This window comes from Candidatus Kapaibacterium thiocyanatum, assembly GCA_001899175.1.
GTDB lineage: Bacteria > Bacteroidota > Ignavibacteria > Kapaibacteriales > Kapaibacteriaceae > Kapaibacterium > Kapaibacterium thiocyanatum.
The window spans coordinates 76,565-102,249 of sequence record MKVH01000013.1 but is presented as its reverse complement, the minus strand read 5'-3'; the positions used below and the strand labels follow the sequence as shown (position 1 = coordinate 102,249).

Below are 25,685 nucleotides of genomic sequence, written 5' to 3'. Positions count from 1 at the left end.
CCTCTATGATGAAGGTTGTCGGAGCATCGACAGGAGAACCCCATATCGGAGTCCACGCGTACTGACCGTCACGCTGTCGGCGCCGAGCACCGACATGGCTTCGTCGAGCAGTAACGCTCCTGCAGGAAGGATGTCGGCCCGCTGTGGATGCACACCCGGCAGCGCACGGACCTCGTCGAGGGTATATCTCAGCAGCTCTTCGGCACGATCGTGGACACGGACAGCAGTCAGAACGTAACCGTCGATACGGGACGCATCGAACGATGCCAGCCCCTGGTCTACGGCAGCCAGGGACGTCGGCGTCCCGGCCACTCCGACGAGTCGCCCCGCATCGCCTATCAACGTGACGATGTCCGAAATCATTGTACGGATTTCTCCGCGTGCCTTCAGGATGGCATCGCGGTCGGCCGGCAACGTGCCCAGATACCGTTCGGTACACCGTACGGCACCGATGTCGATGCTTCGTGATGCACTGACGACACCTCCCGTACCTTTCACGAACTCGGTACTGCCACCGCCGATATCGATCACCGTGGCAGGACGATCATCGGTACCGACCGTTCCGATGAACGTCAGTCCTGCTTCCTCCTCGCCGTCGATCACGTCGATCGGCCATCCCAGAGCCTGTTCCAGCCGATGCCGGACCTCCGTCGCATTGGTGGCATCCCGCATCGCACTGGTAGCGACGGCCCGGACCCGGGAAACGCCCATGTCCCTGATGATGGCGGCATAGCGTCCGAGAATGTCACATCCGCGTACGACGGCGGCCTCCGAAATCGTTCCGGTGGCATCGACACCTTCACCGAGACGTGCGATCGAGTGCTCGTCACGCATAACGACAAGATCGTTTCCATCCATCCTTCCGATGACCATGAGCATCGTATTCGTACCGATGTCGATACCGGCACCGATGATGGGATCGGACGACAGGGAATCTGGGATCATAGACGACAGGAGTATTCAGGATATACGATCGATAGCGCATAGCCCCTGAAACGCCATGGTCACGAGGCATACGGTGTCAAAAATGCCGAAAGTGTATGGGTAATCGCACAGGTATGATATAGGGATGAACGCCGTTTCGCAATCGATAATGGTCAATGGCCGAAACTGCAAAGCGATCCAGGCGCCGACGGCCGTTCTCATACTTCCTGCGAGTTCTGCTCCAGCACACGCAACAACTGCTTGTACAACACTTCGTAGGGAATGAGCTCGTTCGTTTCCGATGGCATAGGCTCGGCGCTGGACTCCTCGAGAAGCTTGGCGAGCTTCGCATTGGCCGAAGCGATGGCCTTCGCGTCGAAGCTGAGGCGGGGGAAGGAGGCGATAAGGCGCAGGAAGAGTCGCGTCCGCATGTATTCCTTCTCGCGCAGATACCGCGTCGTATAGACCCTGAGGTATTCCAGACGACGCTCCGCAGAGTCGTAGGCATTGTCGATGATGAGGAAGGCCGTGTGCGAGATGAGGATGAGGATGTTCTCGATCTTCTTTTCCTTGGAGAAGACCGGTACCGAGTTCATGAAGGTCGAAAGACGGAACGTGGTGCGCTGCGACTCTTCCTTGAAGCGGAACAGGCCGAGACGTTCGGCAAGGTTGAGATAGGCGCCGTAGACGACCCATCGCTCACGCGTATGTTCCGGCTGCAGCGCGAAGCGTTTGTGCGAGACGGCTTTCCAGTAGTAGTCCAGGGCGATGTCGTACTCGCCGCAGTTGATGGCCGAGACGAAGGATACGTCCAGGGCCACGTACCAGTTCGTTCCCGCCTCGATGAAGCTGTTGATACATGTGTCGGCCACGTCGAGGGCGTCGCGGAACCTCCGGAGATAGACGCAACTGAACATCTTCGTACTGGTGAACTCGCCGATCCGTGCCTTCTGGATGAGGTGGGGATTGGAGAAGAGATATTCCAGAGCCTCGTTGCAGATCTCGATGGAACGCTCGTGCTCGCCGCTGATTTCCGAGACGTTGACGGCCATACGGTACTTGTTCAGGATGAGCTTGTGCGACGCATGCTTCGCCACACTGGCATCGATCCTGTCCATGTAGCCCTTGCTGAGGTCGAGCAGATAGCTCTTCTTTCGGCTGGCGATCTTGGATTCGATGACGACATAGTCCAGGCCCTCCTCGCTGGCATACTCCGCTTCGAGGATTTCCAGGTATTCCTTGAGCAACTGATTGTAATGCAGGAATTCCTTGCGGCTGAACCGGATTCCGGCCGATTCGCGGAGCAATGCGACGAGCTGGAGACACAGATCCGTAAACTGGTATTTTTGCGCGACGACGAGTGTCCGCTCGGCGACGTAGGTGCTGGCCTTTCTCGACGCGAACCTCATAAGTGTCTGTGCAGCAATAAGGTTACGAGTGCACTTGTAATAGTAGGAAAGGATCTCGGAATGCTCCGGCTGCTTGACCTGCAGGAAGAGCAGGGAATGGAGCAGCCGCTCCTGTAGTCTAGACTTCAATGTTCTGTATCTTTGGTCGATCCTTCCGGATCCATAGAGATCCTTCGCGGCTTGATCGTCCGTTTCATACTGGTTGTCAAGCACGCCGCGTATGTACTTTGCCGTAAGTAGATTCTCTGAATTGTCGTCATGGAGCTCAGGAAAGGTCTTCCTGGTGTCCGATTTGGATGTAACAACTCGCAGTATTTCACGCAAAATATCCACGTTCGGGTCCCTTTTTCTGCGGAGAGTAGCCTCAGGCGGTTCGAAAAATGCTCGGAAAGCGCACTTTCTGCTTCCAAGCATCCCCGGATAGGGTTAATGTAACAAATGGTCGATTTCTGTAAGTGGTATCGCCTCTCGAACCCCCGAAATTTGTCCCTGTAAGACGCGCCGAGGAAACAAAAGCGCCGCTTACAATAACAAATTCGAAACGGGCAAACAGCAACACTACTAGATAGGGCACGACCATGGATCTGATCTGCGCAATCCTGATGTACTTCGGTCTTCTGACATCGCCTCAGCCTCCGGCAGGCGAACCGGTTCCGTACACGTATTATCAGCAGCAGCAGGCGATGCAAACAGCCATGATGCAGCAGTATCAGACCAATACGGCCGTGTTCGAGTACTACGCTGCCAACCCTGCCGAACTGGACAAGCTCCGCGGCGGTATCGATCGCACCGAAGACTAAGGTTAGCTCAGAATCCTTGCCAAGACCTCGAACGAATGTCAAACCCCAATTCTGAGTTTACCATGGAAGACACGAACAGACACCTCCCGTACATCATTGACCGCGGCGAAGAAAACTAACAGCCAGGTCGACAGACGATTCGTCAGGAGAACAACAATGCTACTATCAATGCCGGTTCAAAACTGCATGCACTTCATGGCCCCCGTAAGCCTCGAACACTGGCGAGCTTACGATGTACCGGGCATCGTTGGAGTCCTCAAACGCGAAGACAACGGCCAGTATTCGGTCATCGATGCCTTCGAAGTGGATGCAGTTCCTACAGTTCGCCAGCTTGCACTGGATGAACGTTTTGGCTCATGGACGGATCTCGCCGGCAGCCGCGATAAGGTTCGCTTCGACGTTTTCCTCATGCCGAAAGCCGATATGAACCGTCGCAAGGAAGTCGTTACGCTCCTTGAGCGTAGCTGTGGTTTCAAAGCCACGCAAATCCCTGCATATGCCCATGCTGTTTGAGTTCTGACCCGTCTCTTTTCACGGCGGGAAAATGAATTCACAATCAGTGTCGATATCAGATCGTATGCCCACGACTGGTACGCACTGACCTTTCATCTCCTCAGGAGCGACGATCGGAAGAGAGGCCGACGTAGTTACTGAGGAGATTTTATTTTTGCCACCACCAAAATACGAGAATATCCCTATTTGATAGCAAGTCTTATTTGCTTTAGCACTTCACGGGCAGCCTGGATGATATTGGTGCCGGGACCGAATACGGCCTTCACCCCCATAGCGTACATGTCGCCGTAATCCTTCGGCGGAATGATTCCACCCGCCACGACGATGATATCCTCCGCACCTTCGTCCTTGAGCGCAGCCAGAAGCTGTGGTATCAGCGTTTTGTGTCCTGCAGCCTGACTCGACACCCCGACGACGTGGACGTCATTGTCCGATGCCTGGCGTGCAGCCTCGGCCGGCGTGCTGAACAGGGGGCCGATATCGACGTCGAAGCCGATGTCGGCGAAGGACGTGGCGATGACCTTGGCTCCACGGTCGTGTCCGTCCTGCCCGAGCTTCGCTACCAGGATCCGGGGCCTCCTGCCATACTGCCGCGCGAACTCTTCCACATCCGCACGAACGGCGGCAAAGTCGGGATCGTTCGCATACTGCGCTCCATAGACACCTTCGATGGCCACGGAATGTGCCTCGTATCGTGAGAATACCTTCGCCATTGCCTCGCTGATCTCGCCGACGGTGGCACGTGCACGGGCACAGTCGATGGCCAGGGCCAGCATGTTACCCGTACCGGTGCGGGCAGCTTCCTCGAGTACGGAGAGCAGACGCCGAACCTCCGCATCGTTCCGCTCCGCGCGGATCTTCTTCAGACGTTGGATCTGCGACGCACGCACGGCCGTGTTGTCGATGTCGAGCACGTCGATGTCCGCTTCGTCCGTAGGGCGGTATTTATTGACCCCCACGATGACTTCCTTGCCCTGGTCTATCAGGGCCTGCCTGCGGGCAGCGGATTCCTCGATCCGCATCTTCGGAATGCCTGCCTGGATGGCCTTCGTCATCCCGCCGAAGCCTTCGACTTCGGCGATGATAGCCGCGGCCTCCTTGACGAGCGACGACGTGAGCGATTCGATATAGTAGGAGCCACCGAGCGGATCCACGACCCTGGTGACCTGCGATTCTTCGGCGATGATGAGCTGGGTGTTCCGGGCGATCCGTGCCGACATGTCCGTGGGCAGTCCCAGGGCCTCGTCGAAGGAATTGGTATGCAGCGATTGCGTACCGCCCAGGACGGCTGCCATCGCTTCGATCGTCGTCCGGATGACGTTGTTGTACGGATCCTGTGCGGCGAGGGACCAACCCGACGTCTGGCAGTGCGTACGCAACATCAGCGACGTATCCCGCTTCGGCGTGAACTGCCGCATGGCCGTCGCCCACAACTGTCGTGCAGCGCGCAGCTTGGCGATCTCCATGAAGAAGTTCATGCCGATAGCGAAGAAGAAGGACAGACGGGGAGCGAAGGTATCCACCTCCATGCCGCTCGACATCGCCGTGCGGACGTATTCGAGCCCGTCGGCGATGGTGTAGGCGAGCTCCTGCACAGCCGTCGCTCCGGCCTCGTGCATGTGGTAGCCGCTGATGGAAATCGAGTTGAAGCGGGGCATATGACGGCTGGTATGCTCGATGATGTCGGCGACCAGCCGCATGGACGGCTCGGGAGGGTAGATATAGGTGTTGCGGACCATGAACTCCTTCAGGATGTCGTTCTGGATGGTACCGCTCAGTTTGTCCTGACTCACACCTTGCTCTTCGGCCGCCACGATATACATGGCGAGGATGGGAATGACTGCTCCGTTCATCGTCATGGAAACGCTCATGACGTCGAGCGGGATACCATCGAAGAGGATCTTCATGTCCTCGACGGAGTCGATGGCCACACCGGCCTTGCCCACGTCGCCCTCGACACGGGGATGATCACTGTCGTAGCCGCGATGCGTCGCCAGGTCGAAGGCCACGGAAAGCCCCTTCTGCCCGGCGGCCAGGGCCTTGCGATAGAACCGGTTCGATTCTTCGGCCGTGGAGAACCCGGCATACTGGCGGATCGTCCATGGACGGTTGGTGAACATGCTTGCATACGGACCACGCACGAAGGGGAAGATGCCCGGAAGCGTTTCCTCGAAGCCGATCGCCTCGAGATCGGCCGACGTATAGAGCGGCCGAATCGGAATCCCCTCGGCGGACGTCGTCGTCAGGGATTCGAGAGGACGGTCCTTGAGTTCCTTCCTGGCCAGTTCGGTCCATACGGAGATGTCGATCGTCATTCGCCTGTTCCTGTAGCTATCTGCGTTGAGGGGCAAAAGTACGAACAAGGAACGGGGCAATCAGTACGGACACGAATGACCGTGTCGATACCGATTGCCCCGTCCTGTGGATGCGTCGGCCTGGGCCGACGTCGATTACTTACATGTGTCGATGACGCGTACCGCGATACGGCGGTTCTGCTTGCGTGCTGCCTCGATCACATCCTTCTTGCCCTTCTTGGGTTCGGGGATGAACGGGCGGGTCGAGCCGTAGCCCACGGTACGGACGATCTTCTCGGCCTTGACGCCCTGGTTGATCAGCCAGTTCTTGACGGCAGCGGCGCGCATTTCGGACAGTTCCTGATTACGCGTGGCCTGGCCTTCACTGGAGGCATGACCTTCGATTTCGACCGTGATACCGTCGCATTGATCGACGAGAGCCTTGATCTTGTTGAGGCTTTCCATCGTGCCGGGCGCGGTCATATCGAAGTTGTCCGTGTTCACGATGAAGAGCACTCCAGGGAAGTTCGTCACCGTGTTCGGCTTGGGCTTCGGCGGGCAACCATCAGGAGCGACGCCGGCGATGAGCGGGCACTTGTCCACGGCATCCTTGAATCCGTCGCGGTCCGTATCCGGATCGAGAGGATTGGTCTTCGTGCGGTTCACCTCGTCACCGTCCGTCAGCGTATCGCCATCCGTATCGGCCATGGCAGGATTGGTCTTGTAGGTATTCACCTCGTCGCCATCCTTCAGGGCGTCGTTATCGGAGTCGACGTTCTTGGGATTGGTCCTGTAGGTGTTGACTTCATCGCCGTCCGTCAGACCGTCGCCATCCGTGTCCTTGTTGGCCGGATCCGTCTGGTACGTGTTGACTTCGTCTCCGTCCTTGAGGCCATCGATGTCGGAATCGTCGGCGACGGGATTGGTCTTGTACTTGTTGACTTCATCGCCGTCCGTCAGACCGTCGCCGTCGGTATCGGTCTTGAGGGGATTGGACTTGTAGGTCTTGACCTCGTCACCATCGTTGAGACCGTCGGCATCCGTATCCGGGTTGTTCGGATCGGTCTTGTAGCGCAGCACTTCATCACCATCCGTCAGACCGTCGTTGTCCGAATCGTCCTTGGCGGGATTGGTCTTGTAGGTGTTGACTTCGTCGCCATCCTTCAGGCCATCCTTGTCGGTATCGGCGTTGGTGGGACTGGTGTTGTACTTCTTGACTTCGTCACCATCGGCGAGGCCGTCCTGATCGGTATCGGCCGCCAGGGGATCCGTCTTGTAGGTATTGGCTTCGTCACCGTCCGTCAGGCCATCGCCGTCCGTGTCCGGATTGTTCGGATTGGTCTTGCGGGCGATCTCCTCGTTGTCCTTGAGGCCGTCACCATCGGTATCGGCGCTGGCAGGATTGGTCTTGTGCACGAGGAATTCCTCGCGGTCGTTCAGACCGTCCTCGTCCGTGTCCTGCTTGAGGGGATTGGTGCGGATGTTCGTCTCGGGAAGGGCGTCGATCTGCTCTCTCGTGAAGCCGGTCGGGACCTTCCTCGATCCCATGTATTCGTATCCGTCGGGAAGACCGTCGCCGTCGGTATCGGGATTGTTCTCGTCCGTACCGAGTTGACGTTCCTGACTGTTGGTGATGCCGTCGCCGTCGTAGTCTGCATTGCCGAAGACGTAGTAGGTGAAGCCGAGACCGACCGTGAAGAAGGCATCGTTGCCGCCCTTCGACACACCGGCAGGTTCGGGAAGGGTGACATTCGAATACTGATTCGTCGTGGGATCGTAGGCCTTCATGCTACCCGGATTGTAGTCGTCCAGATACTGCGTCGTCGTGAAGCGGAAGGTACCGCGACCGTTGAACACCAGATCGTCCGTCAGGTAGAGCTCGAAGCCGAGACCGACAGGGAAGACGACGCCACCGTTCAGACCGTCCGTCTTGTAGAGTCCGGCAGCCTGGCCGGGGAGGACGCCGACCTTCACTTCGCCGTTGATCGGATCCCTGCCGAGGCCGGCACCGCCGGAGAGACCGGGGCGGACCTGATAGGACATCAGGCCTATACCGCCGAAGATAAACGGATTGAATTTCTCTCCCGGCAGCAGATTGATGGCAGCCAGAACTTCATAGGAGAAGATGCGCGTATTGTTCCGGCGTTCCTCGCCGTCGTCGGAGATCAACGTACCGTTGGGGTAGCGATCACCGGGAACCTTCGGGCTTCCGTCGGAACGCAGACCGAAGTAGTCGGTGTACTTGCCGAGCGCATTGTCGACGTCGATACGATACCGGGGATTGGCGTAGCTGAACTGTGCCTGGAAGGACAACCAGTCCAGTGCATTGTACCGGAAGAAGATATCTCCCCCGAGCCACCATGAGTTATCCGAAAACTCCCCGAAGTACTTGGCTCCGCCAGCACTGAAGCCGAATCCGGCACGTCCGGCCTGGCTTTGGGCATTCGCGCTTCCCGTGAAGGCTATTGCGATCATCAATGCTGCAAGAGTTCGCCACAGCGTACGTTTGGACATCATATAGGCCCCTTCCTCGCAATTGTACAAAGATCAAACCATGCTTCGCTCGCTTCTACACTCGAGATGCGGCATCGGTTCCTGCATCACCGATACGGCTGCTGCCTGTATCGCTGTGCTTCGGCATGGGAACCGTTGTTGTCGGACCAGGCAAGAACCTTGTCGTACTGCTTGACGGCGAGATCACGTTTTCCCTGGAGGTCGTAGATCTGGCCAATCAGCAGATTCGTCTTGATCATGAAGCCCGAAGGATCCTCGTCGAGAGCTCGACAGGCTTCATCGCACTTATACAAATATTTCAGCGCCATTTCATAATCGTTTTTACGCATTCTGGCAAGGCCAATATAATACAAAGCCTCGCGCGCGGTGAGATTATCATAACCGAACCGCTTGTCGAAGAAACGGTTCAGCACGTCGCGCCATACGACTTCCATACTGTCGATGGGACCGAGCTGTACGGCACAACGTCCGTATGCTTTATGGAAGTATGGATTGTCGGGATAGCGACGGAACAGCTCGCCGGCATATTCCATCGCCTTGCGAGGATCCTTTTCGAAATCGTAATAGACCTGGAAGAGCACGACCTCGGCTTCGACGTAGGCGTAACGCGCCTTGCGGGCCGCTGCCTGCAGTTGCAGGATGCCGAGGAACTTGTCGCCTCCGGGGAAGAAGACCATGACGGGCTTGAGCAGGGGATACTTCTCCGGCAACGCGACGGCGAAGTAGTTGTAGATGCCCGTACCGAGCATGATGTCGTGATTACCCGGTGCGATCTTCTTGCATTCCATGAGAATGTCGAACGCTTCCTTGCCATCGTTGGCGGCATTGATCATGCTTTCACGCACGGCATGGAACCGCGCACGGAATCCGAGTGCACCTCCCTTGAAGAAGAGCCCGGTGATGTTCTTCGGATCGTTCTCGAGTTGTTTGTCGCAGACGTTCAGTACCGTTTCGATCTTCTGAAGGAAGGCGGCATCGTATTCCCTGGTGCGTCTGTTGATATTCAGACGCCACCATTCGACCATCGCATCGAGGAAGTAACCCGCAGGGTGATCGGGATAGAGACTCTTGACTTCCTTGAACTTCGCGATGGCCTTGTCGAACTGTACGTTGTAGATGTACTGGATGCCCTGCTGCAGGAGGGTATCGCCATCCGACTTCATGAACATCCACTGTGCCGAGACGCGTGGTACGGACAGTGCGACGACGGCGAGAAGACAGACCAGTATCCGGGAAGATGGCTTCATGTAGTCGATGGTGATTGTTGTTCGATCGTCACGGCCTGTTCGGCGAAACGGCGTCGTGCACGCGCTGCGGCAACATAGGGATTCCAGGGCAAGCGTCGTGCCACGATCCATGTCGCGATCGCGAGAAGCAACGTCGTCACAAGACCATGCTCTATTCCAAAGGTTCCCGTCACGAGCCATTGCAACGATGGCGCGACATGCGACACGTCCATCGTGACGATGGCACCATCGACGCCATTTCCACTTACGGCACCGAAGCAGAGTGCGACGAGTACGTTCCATACGATATGGAAGGCGATACCGGGCCACAACGAACGAGTCACGGAAGCCATCGTGCCGAGAAGGATGCCGGCAAGACTCACGTTGACGACGGCGAGAAGATCGGCCCCGTCGTTCGACAGATGTGCGACACCGAACAGCAGCGACGTCGTCGATACCGCTGCGATACTGCCGAAGCGTTCTTCCAGTGCCTGGAAGATCGTTCCCCGGAAGAGTATCTCCTCACCGGCAGCGGCGATCATGAACATGATGAAGGGGAAGGCTCCGGTACCCACCGTCGTCCAGGTAGCTCCGAGGAACCATGCCACCACGGCAACGACAGTGAGCATGAGCATGGCGATCGACGTGCCCGATAGCAATTCTCTGCCGATGGTCTGGCGCAAGGGGAGACCCGCACATGCCGCCGTACCACCTTTCCGCATCTTCTCGATGCCGATCATGAGAAAGGTGAGCGGTGCATAGAAGACGAGTGGACCGACCGTTGAGCCCATCCAGGCTGTAGGAAGCACTGCCATGATGGAGACGAGGGCCGCCACCGCGAGCAGTGTCAGGAGAATGCGTACCCACCATCGGGCGAGGGCTTGCTGCATGGCGTCAGTTCGCCGACGTAGCTTGTTCGCTCTTCACGCGTTCGATATATGCGAGCACGTAGGCCTTCATCGCCTCCTCGACCTCTTCGTGCGCAGTACCCTTGATCATGTGGGCGAGCTGCGGACAGTAGGAGGCATAGTCGTTCTCGCCACGACGGCGGATGAGGATTTCGTAGTCGGATTGATCGGTCGATGTGATCATGATGCGTTACCTGTAGTTATCTGTACCTGGAGAGCTTGCGTTGGATCGAATCGCGTCCGGGATCCTTCTCGAGTGCGGTTTCCCATGCACGCACGGCTTCATCGAGCAGGCCGAGACGTTCCAGGATGTCGCCCAGGTGTTCGTAATGCGTCGCATTGCCACCACGCACGATGGCGCGCTCGATATACGTCCGAGCCCTGTCGTAATCACCGCTCTGATACAATACCCAGGCGTAGGTATCGAGGTAGGAAGGATTCGCGGGATACTGTTGAACCGCACGCCATGACATCAGGCGGGCGCGTTCGAGATCGCGGCCGCGTACGGCCAGAGAGTATGCGTAGTTGTTGTTGGCGAGATGATTGTCGGGCTCGAGCTCCAGGGCCTTTTCATAGACGATGTCGGACGAATCGGGTTTGCCGGCCATATCGAACAGCAATCCCATCTGTATCCATGCATCGGTATAACCCGGCTCGATCGTTACCGTCCTGCGATAGAGAAGCAGGGCGAGTGAATCCTTGTCCATCTGCATGCAAGCCGAAGCCATGAAGAAGGGGAAGCGGGCATCCTGCGGATGCAGGCCCACGCCCTGGGCGAGAATGTCGTACGCCTGCTGCCATTGGGCGAGCGTGAGATAGGTCATGGCGATCTGCAACGGCACTTCGGCGTCCCCCTTGCCGTGAACCACGGCCTGACGGAATTGCGCTGAGGCACGAGCAGTGTCCTGGATCCGCAGCGCGACGGCGCCGCCCGCCACCATAACGGGCCATACCTGTGCGAATCGCTGGCTGCCCGTATCGAGCAGACCGATAACGGTATCGGCATTGAGCAGGGTGAGGAGCGAATCGGAAAGGAAGACGCCATATCCGCTCAACCATACTCCCGCACGGGATTCGAGATCCTGATCCTTCGTGGCCCAGGATCGGAGCAGGTCTGCGGCGGCATCGACCTTGCCTGCCTGAAGATAGGTCCGTACGAGATCGGATGCGATGTCGGCAGACGCCGGGGCCATCCCCTGGGCGCGTTCGAGGGCGCTGATCAGGCCGTTGTTCTGCTTGGTACGCTGATACAGTTCGGCCAGACGCCGGAGTACTCCGAGATCCGGCTCCATCTTCATGAGACGTTCGAACACTGCGATAGCCCGGTCGGGATCACGAGGTTCGTACAGCCTGCCGAGCGTATATAACTGACGTCGTGTGGGTTCCAGACCCTGGATCCGTTCGTAGGCTTCGATCGCCTCGTCGTAGCGACCTTCGGAGATCAGGATTTCGGCCAGCAGTTCCCAGCCTTCCGGTTGCCGCGGTGAACGCCTCGTCGATGCTTCCGCAGCCTCGCGGGCGAGTTCCACCTTGTGCAGTTCCAGGAAGCTGCGTGCCATGGCGTTCAGCGTGACGCTGGCACTATCGTAACGGAGCGCCTGCTGGAATTCCAGGATGGCCTCCGCGTGCTTGTCTCCCTGAAGTTGCAGCGCGGTACCGTTAATGAAGTATTCACGAGCCTTCCGGACACGGGAAAGGGAATCGTCCTCCACGACATACGCCCGCCCGGACTGGGCACCACAGATCATACCGCCGATCACGACGATCGTGCTTATCGCTGTTCGTTTCATGATTCCGTAAGACGTTGAACAGCCCGTAATATGCGACAGAGAACGAAAAAAGGCCGCCGACGGCGACCTTTTCATGCTTTTTCCCGACGGGAATTACTTCTGCAGACGCTTCTTCATGGCCGTGTAACCGACCTTGTCGAGGGTCTTGAGAGCGCTTGCGGTAGCCTTTACGGTTACCCAGCGACCTTCTTCAGGAACCCAGATACGCTTCTTCTGCAGATTGGGCAGGAACCGACGACGGGTCTTGTTATTGGCGTGCGACACATTGTTGCCGTACATAACGCCAGTACCCGTGAGTTCACAACGACGCGACATGATTGTCTCCAGCTGGAAGGGATTGACACAAGAACACAAAATTACACATGTTATCAACACAAAGCAAGCGCCGTGCCAGTAAGGAATGGATGTAACCGACGGAAATCCCGTCACATACATGAATCCTTCGCCGGACGTCGTCATACGTGTCGATCCGTACCGTAATTTTGCTTTCTATGGCTAAATCCTCCGAATCCGCACGCCTCATTTCCGTCCGTGGTGCCCGCGTCAACAACCTCAGGAACGTATCGGTCGACATTCCCCGAAACGCCTTGACCGTCATTACGGGTGTGTCCGGATCGGGCAAGTCCTCCCTTGCCTTCGATACCCTCTATGCCGAAGGACAACGGCGCTTCGTCGAATCCCTGAGCGCCTATGCACGGCAGTTCCTGGACCGTATGAACAAGCCGGACGTCGACTCGATCGGCGGCCTGCCACCGGCCGTGGCCATCGAACAGCAGACGTTCTCGAAGAATCCCCGCTCGACCGTCGGTACGACGACGGAGATCTACGACTACCTGCGTCTGCTCTACGGCCGCATCGGTACGGTGATCGACAAGGACACGGGCGAAGTGATACGCAAGGACTCGCCCCAGTCCGTGGCCGATGAACTCTTCTCGCTCGCCGACGGCACGCGGCTCTACATCATGTACGTTCCGACGCTGGACCAGGCCTCGGTCGAAGACGTCCGCGACGGCCTCACGGCACGTGGCTTCTCGCGCCTCGTGATGGACGATGGTACCGACCTTGTGGAGATCGGTGATCTGACGGCCCTGCCCAAGGATCCATCGTCGTTGAAGGTCCTTGTCGACCGCATCATCATCCGCAATGACGAGGAAACACGGAGCCGTGTGACGGACTCCCTGGAAACGGCCTTCGATGCGGGCAACGGCCGTGTCATCATCCGCAACCTCGCGACGGGCGAGGACAGATTCTTCTCGTCGCGCTTCGAAAGCGCGCGCACCCAGACGCAGTACATCGAACCCGAACCACGGCTGTTCTCCTTCAACAATCCCTTCGGCGCATGCCCGACGTGTCAGGGCTTCGGCCGCAGCGTGGGTATCGACGAGCATCTCGTCTTTCCCGACAAGAGTCTGAGCATCAAGAGGGGAGCCATCCATCCCTTCCGTGGCGAGACCTTCGGCTCCCATCTTCGCGTCCTGCTGAAGGAAGCGCCGTCGAAGGGCATCCCCATCGACAAGCCCGTGCTGTCCTTCACGCCCGAACAGATGGAACTGCTGATGAAGGGCTTCGGCGACTACATCGGCGTCGAAGGCTTCTTCCGCATGCTGGAGGAGAAGTCCTACAAGACCCACTACCGCGTCATGCTCAGCCGCTATCGCGGATACACGCGCTGCCATTCGTGCCATGGCTCCCGCTTGCGTACGGCCGCACGGCAGGTCTTCGTAGGTGGAAAGAATATTCCACATGTCGTCAACCTGACACTTCTCGAAGCACGCGATCATTTCAACAGGCTCGATCTCACGGATCACGAAGAACAGATCGTGGGCCAGATCCTTCTGGAGATACGGCGTCGTCTGACCCTTCTCGTCGACATCGGCCTGGAATACCTTACACTGGATCGTCTGTCCCACACGCTGTCGGGCGGTGAATCCCAGCGCATCAATCTCGCCACGTCCCTCGGATCGGCCCTCGTCGGCACGCTCTACGTACTGGACGAGCCGAGCATCGGCCTCCACCCCCGTGATACGCATCGTCTGCTGTCCATCCTGCAACGACTGCGCGGGCTCGGCAACAGCGTCGTCATCGTCGAACACGACCTCGACGTCATACGCACCGCCGATCACGTCATCGACATCGGTCCCGCTGCGGGAGAGTTCGGTGGCGACGTGGTCTACAGCGGATCGCTGCCCGACATGATCGAAGGGGGAGAGTCACTGACGGCGGACTACCTGACGGGACGCCGGTCCGTATCGGTCAAGACATCGTACCGTCGTGGCAACGGCAAGGAGATCGCACTGCTGCGCCCGGTCCACCACAATCTCAAGGGCGACGACGTCCATATCCCGCTCGGCTGCATGACGGTGGTGACGGGGGTGTCGGGATCCGGCAAGAGCTCCCTCGTCCATGACGTGCTCTACGGCGGCATCCAGCGTACGCTCGGCGGATATACCGGTGAAGTCGGAACCTGTGAACGTATCGATGGCATCGACAACATCACCGCCGTCGAGATGATCGACCAGACCCCCATCGGCCGCTCCTCGCGCTCCACGCCCGCAACCTACACGAAGGTCTTCGACCACATCCGCGACGTCTTCGCGAGTACGCAAGGTGCGAAACAGATGGGATGGAAGGCCGGCTACTTCTCCTTCAACGTGGCCGGTGGGCGATGCGACGTCTGTGAAGGCGAAGGTCAGGTCACGATCGAAATGCAGTTCCTGCCCGACATCGAACTACCGTGCGAAGCCTGCGGCGGCTCGCGCTACAAACGCGATGCCCAGCATATCCTGTACCGTGGCAAGTCCATCGTCGACGTGCTGGCCATGACGGTCGACGAAGCATGCGAGCATTTCGACAGCGTGCCCAAGGTCGTAAACAAGCTCCGCATCCTTCAACAGGTCGGCCTCGGATATATCAGACTCGGTCAGCCCTCCACGCACCTATCCGGCGGCGAGGCCCAGCGTATCAAGCTCGCGGCGCAGCTCGACTCGCAATCGGACGGACCGATCCTCTTCATCTTCGACGAGCCCACGACCGGACTGCACGTCCACGACGTTGCAGCACTCCTGACGGCATTCGACAGGCTCGTCGAACGTGGGCATTCGCTCGTCATCATCGAACACAACGTTCACGTCATGGCTCATGCGGACTGGATCATCGACCTCGGCCCGGATGGTGGTGACCAGGGCGGCAGGATCGTCGCCACGGGTACACCAAAGCAGGTAGCCGGTACGACGGGATCGCATACCGGTGCCGCGCTCAAGGCCTTCTTCGAAGAGCAGGGCATGACGGTGGGACGTCGTCGTACATCGTCGAAAGGCAACTGATGGCCCGGAGCAATAGCCTGCGTCTGAGCATCGGTATCATCATCGTCGGTATGGCCTTGTGGTATGTGGCCAGCATCGCCGATCTGGGCGTCATGGCACGTATTCTCTCGCAGGCCGACCCATGGTGGACGCTCGCCTGCATTCCATGCGTCCTGCTCTCGCACCTCGTCCGTGCGCGGCGATGGCAGACGCTGCTGCAGCCCGTCCATCCCGACACAGGGTTGTGGACGGCATTCAACGCCGTCATGATCGGCTATGCCGCGAACACGATCATCCCTCGTTCGGGCGAGCTGATACGCCCCTTCGTGTATTCGAGGCGCGAAGGGATTCCTCTCGCGACGAGCATCAGCAGCGTCATCGTGGAACGCGTCCTCGACGTCATCGCCCTGCTGATCGGAATCGTCCTCGTGCTTGGTATCGAGCACGACAAGGTCACGGCCGCCATTCCGAACTTCAGTCCGACGATGCTGTTCGGAAGCCTCGTCCTGCCGTTGATCGTCCTGCTCGTCCTCATCGGCATCGTGGTCTTCACGTCGGCCGGCCCTGCCATGATCGACGCCACCGTACGTCGTTTCCATGCACGTACGGCGGATGCCATGTCGTCCATGCTCGGATCCGTCCGTGCAGGACTCTCCGTGATCACGACGCCATCGCTGTGGTTCCGTCTGGCCATCGAAAGCGCGGGAGTATGGGTGCTCTACATCCTCCCCATGTGGTTCGTATGGCTCGCCCTACCCATACGGTCATACCCGGCCTTCTCCTTCGTGGACGGGGCCATCGTCCTCGTCGTCATCGCCATCGGCGTCACGATCGCACCTACGCCGGGAGCGCTCGGCATCTATCAATCCTTCGCCCAGGCGGCCCTCATGCGTATCTATGGCGCTTCGCCGGAAGAAGGCCTGGCCTTCGGAGTGCTGGCATGGCTCGTCAACTACGGTACGGCCCTGCTGTCGGGCGGCATCTGCCTCGTCATCGAAATGCGTGGGGGACTCTCCATGCGCGACATGATGGGCAGGGGAAGGGTGGAGCCGACCAGCGAACGGTAGCGTCCGCACGCTCCCGACACCGTCAATGCCGTATCTTTGAAGTCTTGACATCAACGTAAGCGTACCATCATGTCGACAACACAACCCATCACGACGGACATCATCATCATCGGTGCGGGCCCGTGCGGACTCTTCACCGTCTTCGAAGCCGGTCTGCTGAAGATGCATTGCCATCTCATCGACTATCTGGGCGTTCCCGGAGGACAGTGTGCGGAGATCTATCCCAAGAAGCCGATCTACGACATTCCCGGACATCCGTCCGTCCTGGCAGGCGATCTCATCGATAACCTCATGAAGCAGATCGCACCGTTCCATCCGACGTTCTCGCTCGGCGAACGTGCGGAGTCGATGGAGAAGCTCGACGATGGCCGGTTCCGCGTCACGACCCATCGTGGCGTGGTGATCGAAGGACATACCATCATCCTCGCCGGCGGCCTCGGCTGCTTCGAGCCACGCAAGCCTGCTATCGCCAACATCGGCGACTTCGAAGACCATGGCGTGGAATACGTCATCCGCGATCCGGAATTCTATCGCGACAAACGCGTCATCGTCGGTGGCGGAGGAGACTCGGCGCTGGACTGGACCATCGTCCTGGCCGACATCGCACGCGAGGTGACGCTGGTCCACCGCAGCCAGTCCTTCCGTGCCGCTCCCGACAGCGTTGCCAAAGCCCAGGCCCTGGCCGACGCGGGACGCATCACGATGATCACCGATGCGCAGGTAACGGAACTCGGCGGTAACGGTTCGCTGAAGGAAGTGGGCCTTACCCACAACGACGGCCGTATCGAGCGCGTTGACATGGATCACTTCATCCCGCTCTTCGGCCTGTCTCCCAAGCTCGGTCCTATCGCCGACTGGGGACTCGCGCTGGACAAGCACGCCGTTACGGTAGAACCCACGACGTACGAAACGTCGGTTCCCGGTATCTACGCCGTCGGAGACATCAACGAATATCCCAACAAGCTCAAGCTCATCCTCTGCGGCTTCCACGAAGCGGCCGTGGCATGCAACGTCATCTATGCACGCCAGCATCCCGAGAAGAAGCACGTACTCAAGTACACGACGGTGACGGGTATCGCGGGGCTGGCCTGATTCGATGGCCCATGCGGCGGTGCTCGCGCGCCGTGGGATCCGATCCGAACATATGAAAACGACGAAGGGGCATCTCGCAGGAGATGCCCCTTTTCCATATCGATAGGGTAGAGTACGGCCTTCCTACTGGATCCGCGTGAGTTGCATGTACGAGTCCTGGTAGACGGTCAGTGTGTTGATGAGTCCGATACCGGCCATACCCCAGCGGAACTGGATGTTCCCCGCATTGGCGCCAGTGCGGATGATTCCCTTGACGTAGATGGATGTGATATTGCCCCCACCCAGCGCCGCTACACTGATTCCGGGCGTGGCGATACCGAGAGCCTGGACCACGCCCTGATTGAGAGCTGCAGCGGAGCTGACGTAGCCGAAGGTACCGGTGGTGCCAGCGGGACCATCGAACTGGATGGCGATGTCACCGAGGGCGAGTACCGCCGTCTTGCTCGTGGCGATGAACATATCGAAGACATAGACGGCATTCGCGGAAACGGGAATGACGAGGTTGTCGTCGTCCTGGATTCCCTGTCCGATGATCAGCGTACTCACCAGAGCCTCGTTGGCACCTTTGACGACGACACGAGGAATACCGAGGTCCGACCATTCGAGATCCGTCGCCGTCGTCGAACCACCCTTGAGATAGGTGCCCGATGTGGGTGACCCCGACGGCATCGTATACGTGATGTCGGAAGCCATCGCCGACGGTGCACGAAGGCCGACGAAGTTGGTCCCGTTCGCCGACGCTTCCATGAGACGCAATTCGGCGCGCGTACCGGTATTGGCGAGAAGCAGATTACCACCCGATACCGTCAGGCGCTCGGTAACTGCGTTACCCGTCGTACCGATACCGACGTTACCGTTCTCTCGCACACGCATACGCTCCGTGCCGTTCGTGCGAACGATGATGGGCAGTGCATCCGTTGTACCGATGTACTGCGTCGACGTATCCATGCCGGTGTTGCCGGTGATGGACCATGTGTTGCCGAGGAACGTGGAGTTGGCCACCCATGTCGGTTGCCCCGAACCGTTCGTCGTCAACACCTGATTCGCTGACGGCGCCGTCGTCCATGCAAGCTGGCCGCTGCCGTTGCTGAGATAGAGCAGGCTGCCCTGACCCGGTGCGGAGGCGGGCATGGTGAGTTGATACGATCCGGCACCTGCCGGAGCTATCAGGGATACCGTCCCGAACGGAGCGTTCTGTTCAACCAGAGTCAATCTCGTCATTCTCTGTGTCGTGGTCTGGCTACGAACGTCGTGCACCTGTACCATCGCGATGACGATGGTGAAGCACATTATCCAGCCTGCACGTCCACGCAAGGACCATTCCTTCTTCATGATCAGAACTCCTCGATGTTCTTGTTAGGGGATAACCATCCAATGGATGATATCGCTTGCGTCGGCAGCACCGGGCAGTGTGACCGTAAAGGAAGCGACGCCTGCCGTGCCCGGCGTGATGGTCGAGACGAAGGCTCCACCACCGATGGACGATACGTGCGTGATCATGATCGTCGACGTTGCCGAAAGAGCCACGCCGGGAGAAACCGTGATCTGGAAGGAACCGTCGACGGGATCGGCGATACCGCGAACCATCGACATTGCGGGAACCGTTTGCCATTGCGCCGGAGCGTTGGCGCCCTGGGATACGAGTACGGAACCGGCCGTACCCTGACCGCTTGCGACCGCGACATCACCCGTCGTGGACGTGGCACCGATGTTAGGCAGACGATAGTTGTGATCGGCGGCAAGCGTCGCGGGGTTGATCGTGGCGTTGTGCGTACCACCATCGGACAGACGCAGGCCATTGTTGAACGTCACGGCACCGGTGGCACCGTCGATGTTCAACCGTGCCACACCACCGGCGACGAGGTCGAGGTCGCCGTTCACGGCATTGTTGCCGAGGAGCGTGCTTGCGGGAGCGGTGTTGCCGCCGACCGCCCAGAACGGACCGGAAGCGGGATCCTGCCACGTCGGCGTCAGACCGGCACCGTTGCTCGTGAGCACGTACCCTGCCGTACCGGCCGAACCGTTCAGGAGAAGGGGAGTGTTCCCGCCAGCGAGTTCGAGCGAATGATAGACGCGAACGGAACCGTCGGCTTCGATCGACATACGGACATTGCCCGTACCGTTCGTGATGAAGTTGAGGCCGACATTATCGCGCGTACCGAAGAAGTTCGTCGATCCTGCCGTCAATCCCGTATTGCCGCCGGTGGACCAGAGCGTGGTCAGTGATGTCGGATTCGTAGCGACGATATCCCCACCTACGACCGTAAGAATAGAACCGTTATCGGCCGTCGATACCGTCATCCATGACAACTGGCCGGACGAGTTGGAACGAAGCAGACCATTCGCACCCGCAGCCGGAAGTCCCGTCGGCAGCGTCAGGGTATACGATGACGTAAGCGATGAGCTCGACGGCGTCAGCAGTTGTATGGTATTCAACGCCGGTCCAATGCCTTGATCGTCGAGTTCTATCCCCGATCCACGGATGAGCCGTTGGGCGAACGTGGACGAAGAGGCGAGGAACATGACCACGACGATGGCGATGGCGGCGCGAAGAAGTACTGTCGATTTCATTTCTGTCTCCGAGGTAAATAAATGTCCGTAACTAACTACTGGATGATCGCGGTCACGGCGTCACGGCGATGTAATGCAGAGAGGCGTTGGCCGTTACCGGAACGGGTGCCGACAGCCGAACGTTGAAGCTGCCTGCTTGCTGGGAAACGATCTGTGCGAAGACGAACCCCGAATCGTTGAGGTCCCGCATCGTGATCGTGATAACGGATGCCGGAGTGATGGCTGCGTTGTTGACCGTCACCAGGGTCTGTCCGGCGAGCAGGGCGACGGTGCCGGCGATCGGAGACGCGGCAGGACCGGAGCCGGGTGCCGACCATACGGGACGACCGGATCCGTTCATCGTGAGTACCTGGCCCGGTTGTCCGACCGGAATCCACTCCGGACTCTGATTCGCTCCGTTGCTCATCAGAATGCCACCAGCACTACCCGATGATCCATTCAGCATGAGAGGTCCTTGTATTCCGAGCGATCCGCGGATCGTCAGTGTCTCCGTCGGCGTATCGGTACCGATGCCGATACGTCCGTTGGCGAGAATGCGCATGCGCTCCTGGCCGGAGGTGCGGACGACGAGAGGTTGTGCATCGCTCGTACCGAGATACTGCGTGGCCGGATCGATTCCGGCATTGCCGCGAAGGCTCCATGCCGACGTGCTCACCTTCGCATCCACGATCTGTTCGATCGTCTGGCGAAGCTTCGTATCGACCAGCAGCCTGTCCCGGATGGTCTCGTAGGCGATCGTATCCGTATCGACGAGCATCTCGCCGACGATATCGCGTATGATCTTCGTCGCGATGGTATTCGTGATGACGGACTTGATGAAGGCCGTATCCCTGCCGAGGCGGGGAGCCAGTCTCGCCGCGAGGCTATCGAGCGTGGCGTCATCGACGATGTCCAGCAGTGAACGCCATCGCGGAGTGATGTCTTCGGATGCTGTAAGTATCTGTCCGGCTGCGCCGCGTTCCGTCGTCCGGTAGCGTGTCCCGTCACCATAGACGACACCTCCGGCGACGGGCATGTCGGATGATCCCGTACCGCCCTTCGAAGGGGGCAGGGTGGAAGAGAAGTCCTTCGCGGTACCGGCCGTATCCGCATACATCGATGCACGTGCATAGATGCTGTAGGGTACGCTCAGGATGCGCTGTTCTCCCATGAGTCCCAGTGGTCCGTCCTTCACACCGATTTCGATGCGAAGCGTGAGTTCACCGGAGCCCCACGGAATGCTCGTGAACGTTCCGCTTTCGACGCGACCCGTTCCGAAGGCCAGGTTGAAGTGGCCGAGATCGTCGGTTTCCGTCTCGTGCCGCTCGGCATAGACGAGAGTACCGCTCTGTGTAATGGACAGGCGGAGAAGCACATGCGTCGAGGCAAGATGGGACCCGTCGGCTGCACGGGCCACGCCCTGGAAGTTGACGGCCTCCGGGACGCCCTGCGATCGTGCTTCCCATGTGGTCATGAAGATCATGACCAGCCATACCAGCCAGGCGGAGCGCTGAAGTATCTGGTGTCGTTTCATACGCCTTACCATGAGAAGAGTGGAGATGATGTTCTGTATGGTGCCTTGTCGAAGGCCCAGAGAAGGGAAAGACTGAAGCGCGCCGTGTGCAGGAACCATTTGTCGACGTCGATCGGTCTGCCCAGCATCGCCGTCCAGCCGATTTGCGGCTGAAGCGACCATACATGATCCCGATCGATATGGAACTGCGCACTCACGCCGATCGATGCCAGCCATCGAAGACTTTCGGCCGATGCGATGCTACCGTCGGACGCATTACGCGTCGACGATCCGGATGTGAAGATCACGCCGCTGGTCGGCTCCGTGATCGTTTCCTTCTGTGTCTGATGCGTACCGATGGTGATCGCCGGACCGATACCGATCATACCGCGGAATGGACCGACGATGTCGACCACCGCCTTCGGCATGATGGTGAGATAGGTGAGGTTCACCTTCTGTTCGAAGCGGAAACTTCCCGGCGTCGGCTCGTCGTCGATGATGAAGGTCGTGGACTGGTTCGAGGTGAAGAGCACGGACGTTCCCGTGACTCCTACGTCGACACCTGCCCACCACGCACCGTCGATCCTGCGTTCCATGCCGAGCGCACCGCCGAGCCACGATCCGTTTTCCGAGCTGTATCCCGAACAGCATGATGGCGCTTCGGGCAAGGCCTGGAACGAGGCATTGTGGAATCCCATCCCTACGTCGAACGTCGCCGATAGTCTCGTGCGGGCCGCATAGGTGTGGAGCGTGGTGTCGTAGGTGGTACCCGGTTGCGACTCCTGTGGTCGTGTGTCTTCGTTGAACGACGCTGCGTTCTGACCGAGGGCATACGTCGTGAGCGAAGCCGACACTGCGATGATGATGCCGATACGGCGTATGGTCGAGATGTTCATCGCAGCACCGATATCATTACTAGTTGATCGCGTCCATCGGTCGTCAGGATCAAGGCGTGAACACCGGACGGAATGTCCGATACGTCACAGACGATGGTCTGCATTCCGACGCCGACCGATTTCACATGGGCGAGGTTATGCACCTGTTGTGTTCCGGAGGTCGCGTAGGCACGGATCAGAAGATCCTCGATGGCACTACGTACGTCGAGCTCTATGCGTACCGTCGTCGATGCAGGCTGGGGGCCGATACGGATGATCTGCGCGGAACGCAGGGGATCCACCAGTCGTGGCCCGCCTTGATAGCAGATGCCTTCCATACGTACGACGGCGTTCTGTGCGACGAACGGAACGACCTTGCCGTCGACCTCCACCGCTTCGACGTTCACCGTCGTGACGCTGTCGTCACCGAGCCCTGCCGCCATCGCCAGCTCCGCGACGAGGTCGCCTGCACCGGTGGCCGACAGGGGAACACTGAAGGTGACGAAGCGTCGCCTGTCGACCAGTTCCCTAGCATCGATCGTACCGCCTGCGGTCGCCACGCTGCGTGCCGATAGCATCGTCGCATTCCATGATGCGGTGATGGATATTCGTGACGCCGTACCGAGATATCGCGGGTGGGGATCGAGCATGCGTACGCGAAGAAGGAAGCCGCCTCCGACGGTCGTCACGGCATCGTCGACCGCCAGTCGAAGCAGTTGAACAGGTTCTCGATATGCCTGCTGAAATCCGAGCGTCAGCCTGTGGTCGCCCGTTCTGAAGCCCGTCGACTCTATCTGACCGAACGTCCAGGATCCCTGCACGGCTCCTGTGTTGTATGATTGCCCGGCCGAAGACAATACCGAGCGTTTGAGTTCTTGCGCGCAAACGCTCATGGCGTTGAGCACAAGAAGGTAGGCGAGGTACCACCGAACCACGTTTGGCATACGCACCCCTTCACTGTGGTGGTTGAAACTGTGTATTCTGGGAGAATGAGGCACTACTATAGGTTTGCGTACTTCTACGTAGTGACTTTTGTTCCCCGCAAGTAAAAATCCATCTGTCGCCGACGGTCGAGAGGATGCGTAGGGGAATTTCCGGAACACGTTATCGATACGATCCCATACGCACTAATACCGTTTTTTCGCCGTATCGTTCGGGAGCAAACATCTTGCTTTTGCCGTAGAAGACATATCCTATGTACAGGGGATATTGGTCCAAATACCGGGTTTCAGGGATGGAAGATCAGGCTTAAAAAAAAACCGTTTCCCTACATGGGAAACGGTCGTATAAGAAGTAGCATCCCTCCGGTCTTCCGCCGTTCCCGGCATGGGAACAGCGGCCGATGGATGCGGCGGCAAGCGATGTCCGGTCGGGTCCGGGTCGTCCCGATGATCCGTCAGTTGAACATGACGTGGAGGCCGACCATGACGCTGCTGAACTTCTGCTTGAGCGGATCGTCCTTGATGTATTCGCTCAGACCGAGGTAGAATCTGGCATCGACGATGAGGTTGCGGAGCAGGCGCAGATCGGCACCTACCGCCAGACCGTAGCCGACGGTATTGAGGCTGTCGAGATCCGTCGAACTACCGCTCCGGTTATCCTCGACCTTCGCACCCAACAGGAAGTTGGCGAACGGGCCGATGAATACGCTGGGCTGGATCGTATTGGGATCTCCCAGGCTCAGCTTGACGAGCAAGGGGACACGGATGCTGGAGAACTTCGTCGTCATATCCGTATTGACGGTCGCTCCACCTACGTCCATCTTCGTGTCCACGACTTCATCCGTGTACAGGACTTCGGGCTGGAAGCCGATGGATGCGAAACCACCGCTGTTGAACAGGGCAACCAGACCGGCCTGCCATGCGAGTCCGCCCGACAGCGTCGTCTGGGCTCTGTCCTCATGACCGAGAATGCCGACACCCGCGCTCAACCTGCCCCCGAACCACGTCTTCCGCTCTTCCTGTGCCAGCAGATTGACCGAAGCGATCAATATCAGCATGGTGATGAGAAGACAATGCTTTGTTCTGGCCGTCATGATGACCCCTCGCTGATGTGATGAAAACACCCGTTGCAATATCCCTCTCGGGCGAACATACTGCGGTCTGATATGAAATGTGCCGTCCAGAACGAGCCTGTCGCAACAAATTATCCGGAGAATCGCTGCAGCATTTTGATGCAATTCATTGAAAGTTCACAGATTTGACCTATTTACCGCAGGATTCACATCAAAAGAAAACAGGCATATGGTGCAATACCATATGCCTGCATTCATTACGAGATCGAAAGAACCAGGGCTGTTCCTGCTATCAATTCGCTGCCGCATGCGTCCTGCGTTCCACGAGCGACGTCGCCACGAAGAGCAGGCCGCCGAAGAAATAGGTCGCGAACAGGCTGTTCAGGAAGAAGTTGCCTCCATCGCGATAGAAGGCCAGACCGGCTTCGTAGCTCAGCAACAGGCCGCTCATCGTATGGGGATAGAAGTCGCCCATGGCCCATACCGCAGCATTCGTGATCAGGAAGAACAGTACGGAAGCTACCGTACCGCCGCCCAGCACCGTCTGCCAGGGCTTCGCATTCCTGAACAGGCGTCCGAGGGCGACCGTCAGGATGAAGGACATATAGACGAAGGGTTGGGCACTATGGAAGGCATAATCCCAGCCGAAGATCGCACCCAGCGCAATGTCGCTCAGCAACATCGCGGCAAGCGGGATCAGGAAGGCACGCCATCTGTTGGCGATGGCCGCGCCGCCGAACAGCGCCATGGCCGCCACGGGCGTAAAGTTGGGCCAGTGCGGCAGCAGACGGCTCACGGCCAGCAATGCGATCAGCACCATGATGGAGTTGGTCAGACGTTCGTTGGTTTTCATTGTCGTTCCTGCGTTGTACAGGGGAAATGGAATCGATCCAT

The 25,685-nt window shown here is 58.6% G+C and carries 22 protein-coding genes; 5 read left to right on the top strand and 17 right to left on the bottom strand.

The window, feature by feature from the left end:
- Positions 1–3: 3 nt before the first annotated feature.
- Genes BGO89_02300 through BGO89_02290 form a run of 3 tightly spaced genes read right to left on the bottom strand, consistent with a single transcriptional unit; the run spans position 4 to position 2,333 of the window.
- Positions 4–915, bottom strand: a complete 912-nt coding sequence (locus tag BGO89_02300; protein ID OJX59424.1) for a hypothetical protein — start codon at positions 913–915, stop codon at positions 4–6.
- Positions 916–960: 45 nt separating this feature from the next.
- Positions 961–1,146 carry a hypothetical protein gene (locus BGO89_02295; protein OJX59270.1) on the bottom strand — a complete coding sequence of 62 codons (186 nt, stop codon included), beginning with the start codon at positions 1,144–1,146 and terminating at the stop codon, positions 961–963.
- Complete coding sequence (locus tag BGO89_02290) at positions 1,143–2,333, bottom strand: hypothetical protein (GenBank protein ID OJX59269.1); 1,191 nt, start codon at positions 2,331–2,333, stop codon at positions 1,143–1,145. The genes BGO89_02295 and BGO89_02290 overlap by 4 nt, the downstream gene beginning before the upstream one ends.
- 578 nt (positions 2,334–2,911) lie before the next feature.
- Between BGO89_02290 and BGO89_02285 the strand changes: the two genes are divergently transcribed.
- Positions 2,912–3,133: a hypothetical protein gene (locus BGO89_02285; protein OJX59268.1), complete on the top strand. Its 222-nt coding sequence runs from the start codon at positions 2,912–2,914 to the stop codon at positions 3,131–3,133.
- 186 nt (positions 3,134–3,319) lie between these two features.
- On the top strand, positions 3,320–3,646 hold the full coding sequence (locus BGO89_02280; protein OJX59267.1) for a hypothetical protein: 327 nt from the start codon (positions 3,320–3,322) through the stop codon (positions 3,644–3,646).
- A 182-nt stretch (positions 3,647–3,828) separates the two neighbouring features.
- On the opposite strand, the gene BGO89_02275 is transcribed toward BGO89_02280, so the two are convergent.
- The 7 genes from BGO89_02275 to BGO89_02245 form a co-directional block, all read right to left on the bottom strand.
- Positions 3,829–5,961 carry a methylmalonyl-CoA mutase gene (locus BGO89_02275; protein OJX59266.1) on the bottom strand — a complete coding sequence of 711 codons (2,133 nt, stop codon included), beginning with the start codon at positions 5,959–5,961 and terminating at the stop codon, positions 3,829–3,831.
- Between the two features lie 135 nt (positions 5,962–6,096).
- Positions 6,097–8,415 carry a hypothetical protein gene (locus tag BGO89_02270; protein ID OJX59265.1) on the bottom strand — a complete coding sequence of 773 codons (2,319 nt, stop codon included), beginning with the start codon at positions 8,413–8,415 and terminating at the stop codon, positions 6,097–6,099.
- A gap of 125 nt (positions 8,416–8,540) precedes the next feature.
- Positions 8,541–9,701 (bottom strand): hypothetical protein, encoded by a 1,161-nt coding sequence (locus BGO89_02265; GenBank protein OJX59264.1) that lies wholly within the window; start codon positions 9,699–9,701, stop codon positions 8,541–8,543.
- Positions 9,698–10,570: a hypothetical protein gene (locus tag BGO89_02260; GenBank protein OJX59263.1), complete on the bottom strand. Its 873-nt coding sequence runs from the start codon at positions 10,568–10,570 to the stop codon at positions 9,698–9,700. The genes BGO89_02265 and BGO89_02260 overlap by 4 nt, the downstream gene beginning before the upstream one ends.
- Before the next feature lie 4 nt (positions 10,571–10,574).
- The gene (locus BGO89_02255; protein OJX59262.1) at positions 10,575–10,772 is read right to left on the bottom strand and encodes a hypothetical protein; all 198 of its coding nucleotides are present in this window, start codon (positions 10,770–10,772) and stop codon (positions 10,575–10,577) included.
- A 16-nt stretch (positions 10,773–10,788) separates the two neighbouring features.
- Positions 10,789–12,378 (bottom strand): hypothetical protein, encoded by a 1,590-nt coding sequence (locus tag BGO89_02250; GenBank protein OJX59261.1) that lies wholly within the window; start codon positions 12,376–12,378, stop codon positions 10,789–10,791.
- A gap of 93 nt (positions 12,379–12,471) precedes the next feature.
- Positions 12,472–12,693 carry a 50S ribosomal protein L28 gene (locus BGO89_02245; GenBank protein ID OJX59260.1) on the bottom strand — a complete coding sequence of 74 codons (222 nt, stop codon included), beginning with the start codon at positions 12,691–12,693 and terminating at the stop codon, positions 12,472–12,474.
- 176 nt (positions 12,694–12,869) lie between these two features.
- Between BGO89_02245 and BGO89_02240 the strand changes: the two genes are divergently transcribed.
- From BGO89_02240 to BGO89_02230, 3 genes are all read left to right on the top strand, one after another.
- The gene (locus BGO89_02240; GenBank protein OJX59259.1) at positions 12,870–15,701 is read left to right on the top strand and encodes an excinuclease ABC subunit A; all 2,832 of its coding nucleotides are present in this window, start codon (positions 12,870–12,872) and stop codon (positions 15,699–15,701) included.
- A complete protein-coding gene (locus tag BGO89_02235) occupies positions 15,701–16,747 on the top strand; it encodes a hypothetical protein (GenBank protein ID OJX59258.1) in 1,047 nt (348 codons plus the stop codon). Before BGO89_02240 ends, BGO89_02235 begins: the two co-directional genes overlap by 1 nt.
- A gap of 69 nt (positions 16,748–16,816) precedes the next feature.
- On the top strand, positions 16,817–17,839 hold the full coding sequence (locus tag BGO89_02230) for a ferredoxin--NADP(+) reductase (protein ID OJX59257.1): 1,023 nt from the start codon (positions 16,817–16,819) through the stop codon (positions 17,837–17,839).
- 123 nt (positions 17,840–17,962) lie between these two features.
- Here the strand turns inward: BGO89_02230 and BGO89_02225 are convergent, their stop codons facing one another.
- The 7 genes from BGO89_02225 to BGO89_02195 all read right to left on the bottom strand — a co-directional run bounded on the left by BGO89_02225 (position 17,963) and on the right by BGO89_02195 (position 25,644).
- Positions 17,963–19,171 carry a hypothetical protein gene (locus BGO89_02225; GenBank protein OJX59256.1) on the bottom strand — a complete coding sequence of 403 codons (1,209 nt, stop codon included), beginning with the start codon at positions 19,169–19,171 and terminating at the stop codon, positions 17,963–17,965.
- A gap of 24 nt (positions 19,172–19,195) precedes the next feature.
- Complete coding sequence (locus BGO89_02220; GenBank protein OJX59255.1) at positions 19,196–20,410, bottom strand: hypothetical protein; 1,215 nt, start codon at positions 20,408–20,410, stop codon at positions 19,196–19,198.
- Between the two features lie 52 nt (positions 20,411–20,462).
- Positions 20,463–21,923, bottom strand: a complete 1,461-nt coding sequence (locus BGO89_02215; GenBank protein OJX59254.1) for a hypothetical protein — start codon at positions 21,921–21,923, stop codon at positions 20,463–20,465.
- A 5-nt stretch (positions 21,924–21,928) separates the two neighbouring features.
- Entirely contained in the window at positions 21,929–22,798 is an 870-nt protein-coding gene (locus BGO89_02210) for a hypothetical protein (GenBank protein ID OJX59253.1), read from the bottom strand.
- The gene (locus tag BGO89_02205) at positions 22,795–23,598 is read right to left on the bottom strand and encodes a hypothetical protein (GenBank protein OJX59252.1); all 804 of its coding nucleotides are present in this window, start codon (positions 23,596–23,598) and stop codon (positions 22,795–22,797) included. Before BGO89_02205 ends, BGO89_02210 begins: the two co-directional genes overlap by 4 nt.
- Before the next feature lie 575 nt (positions 23,599–24,173).
- Positions 24,174–24,812, bottom strand: a complete 639-nt coding sequence (locus BGO89_02200; GenBank protein OJX59251.1) for a hypothetical protein — start codon at positions 24,810–24,812, stop codon at positions 24,174–24,176.
- 271 nt (positions 24,813–25,083) lie between these two features.
- On the bottom strand, positions 25,084–25,644 hold the full coding sequence (locus BGO89_02195) for a hypothetical protein (protein ID OJX59250.1): 561 nt from the start codon (positions 25,642–25,644) through the stop codon (positions 25,084–25,086).
- Between the last annotated feature and the right edge of the window lie 41 nt (positions 25,645–25,685).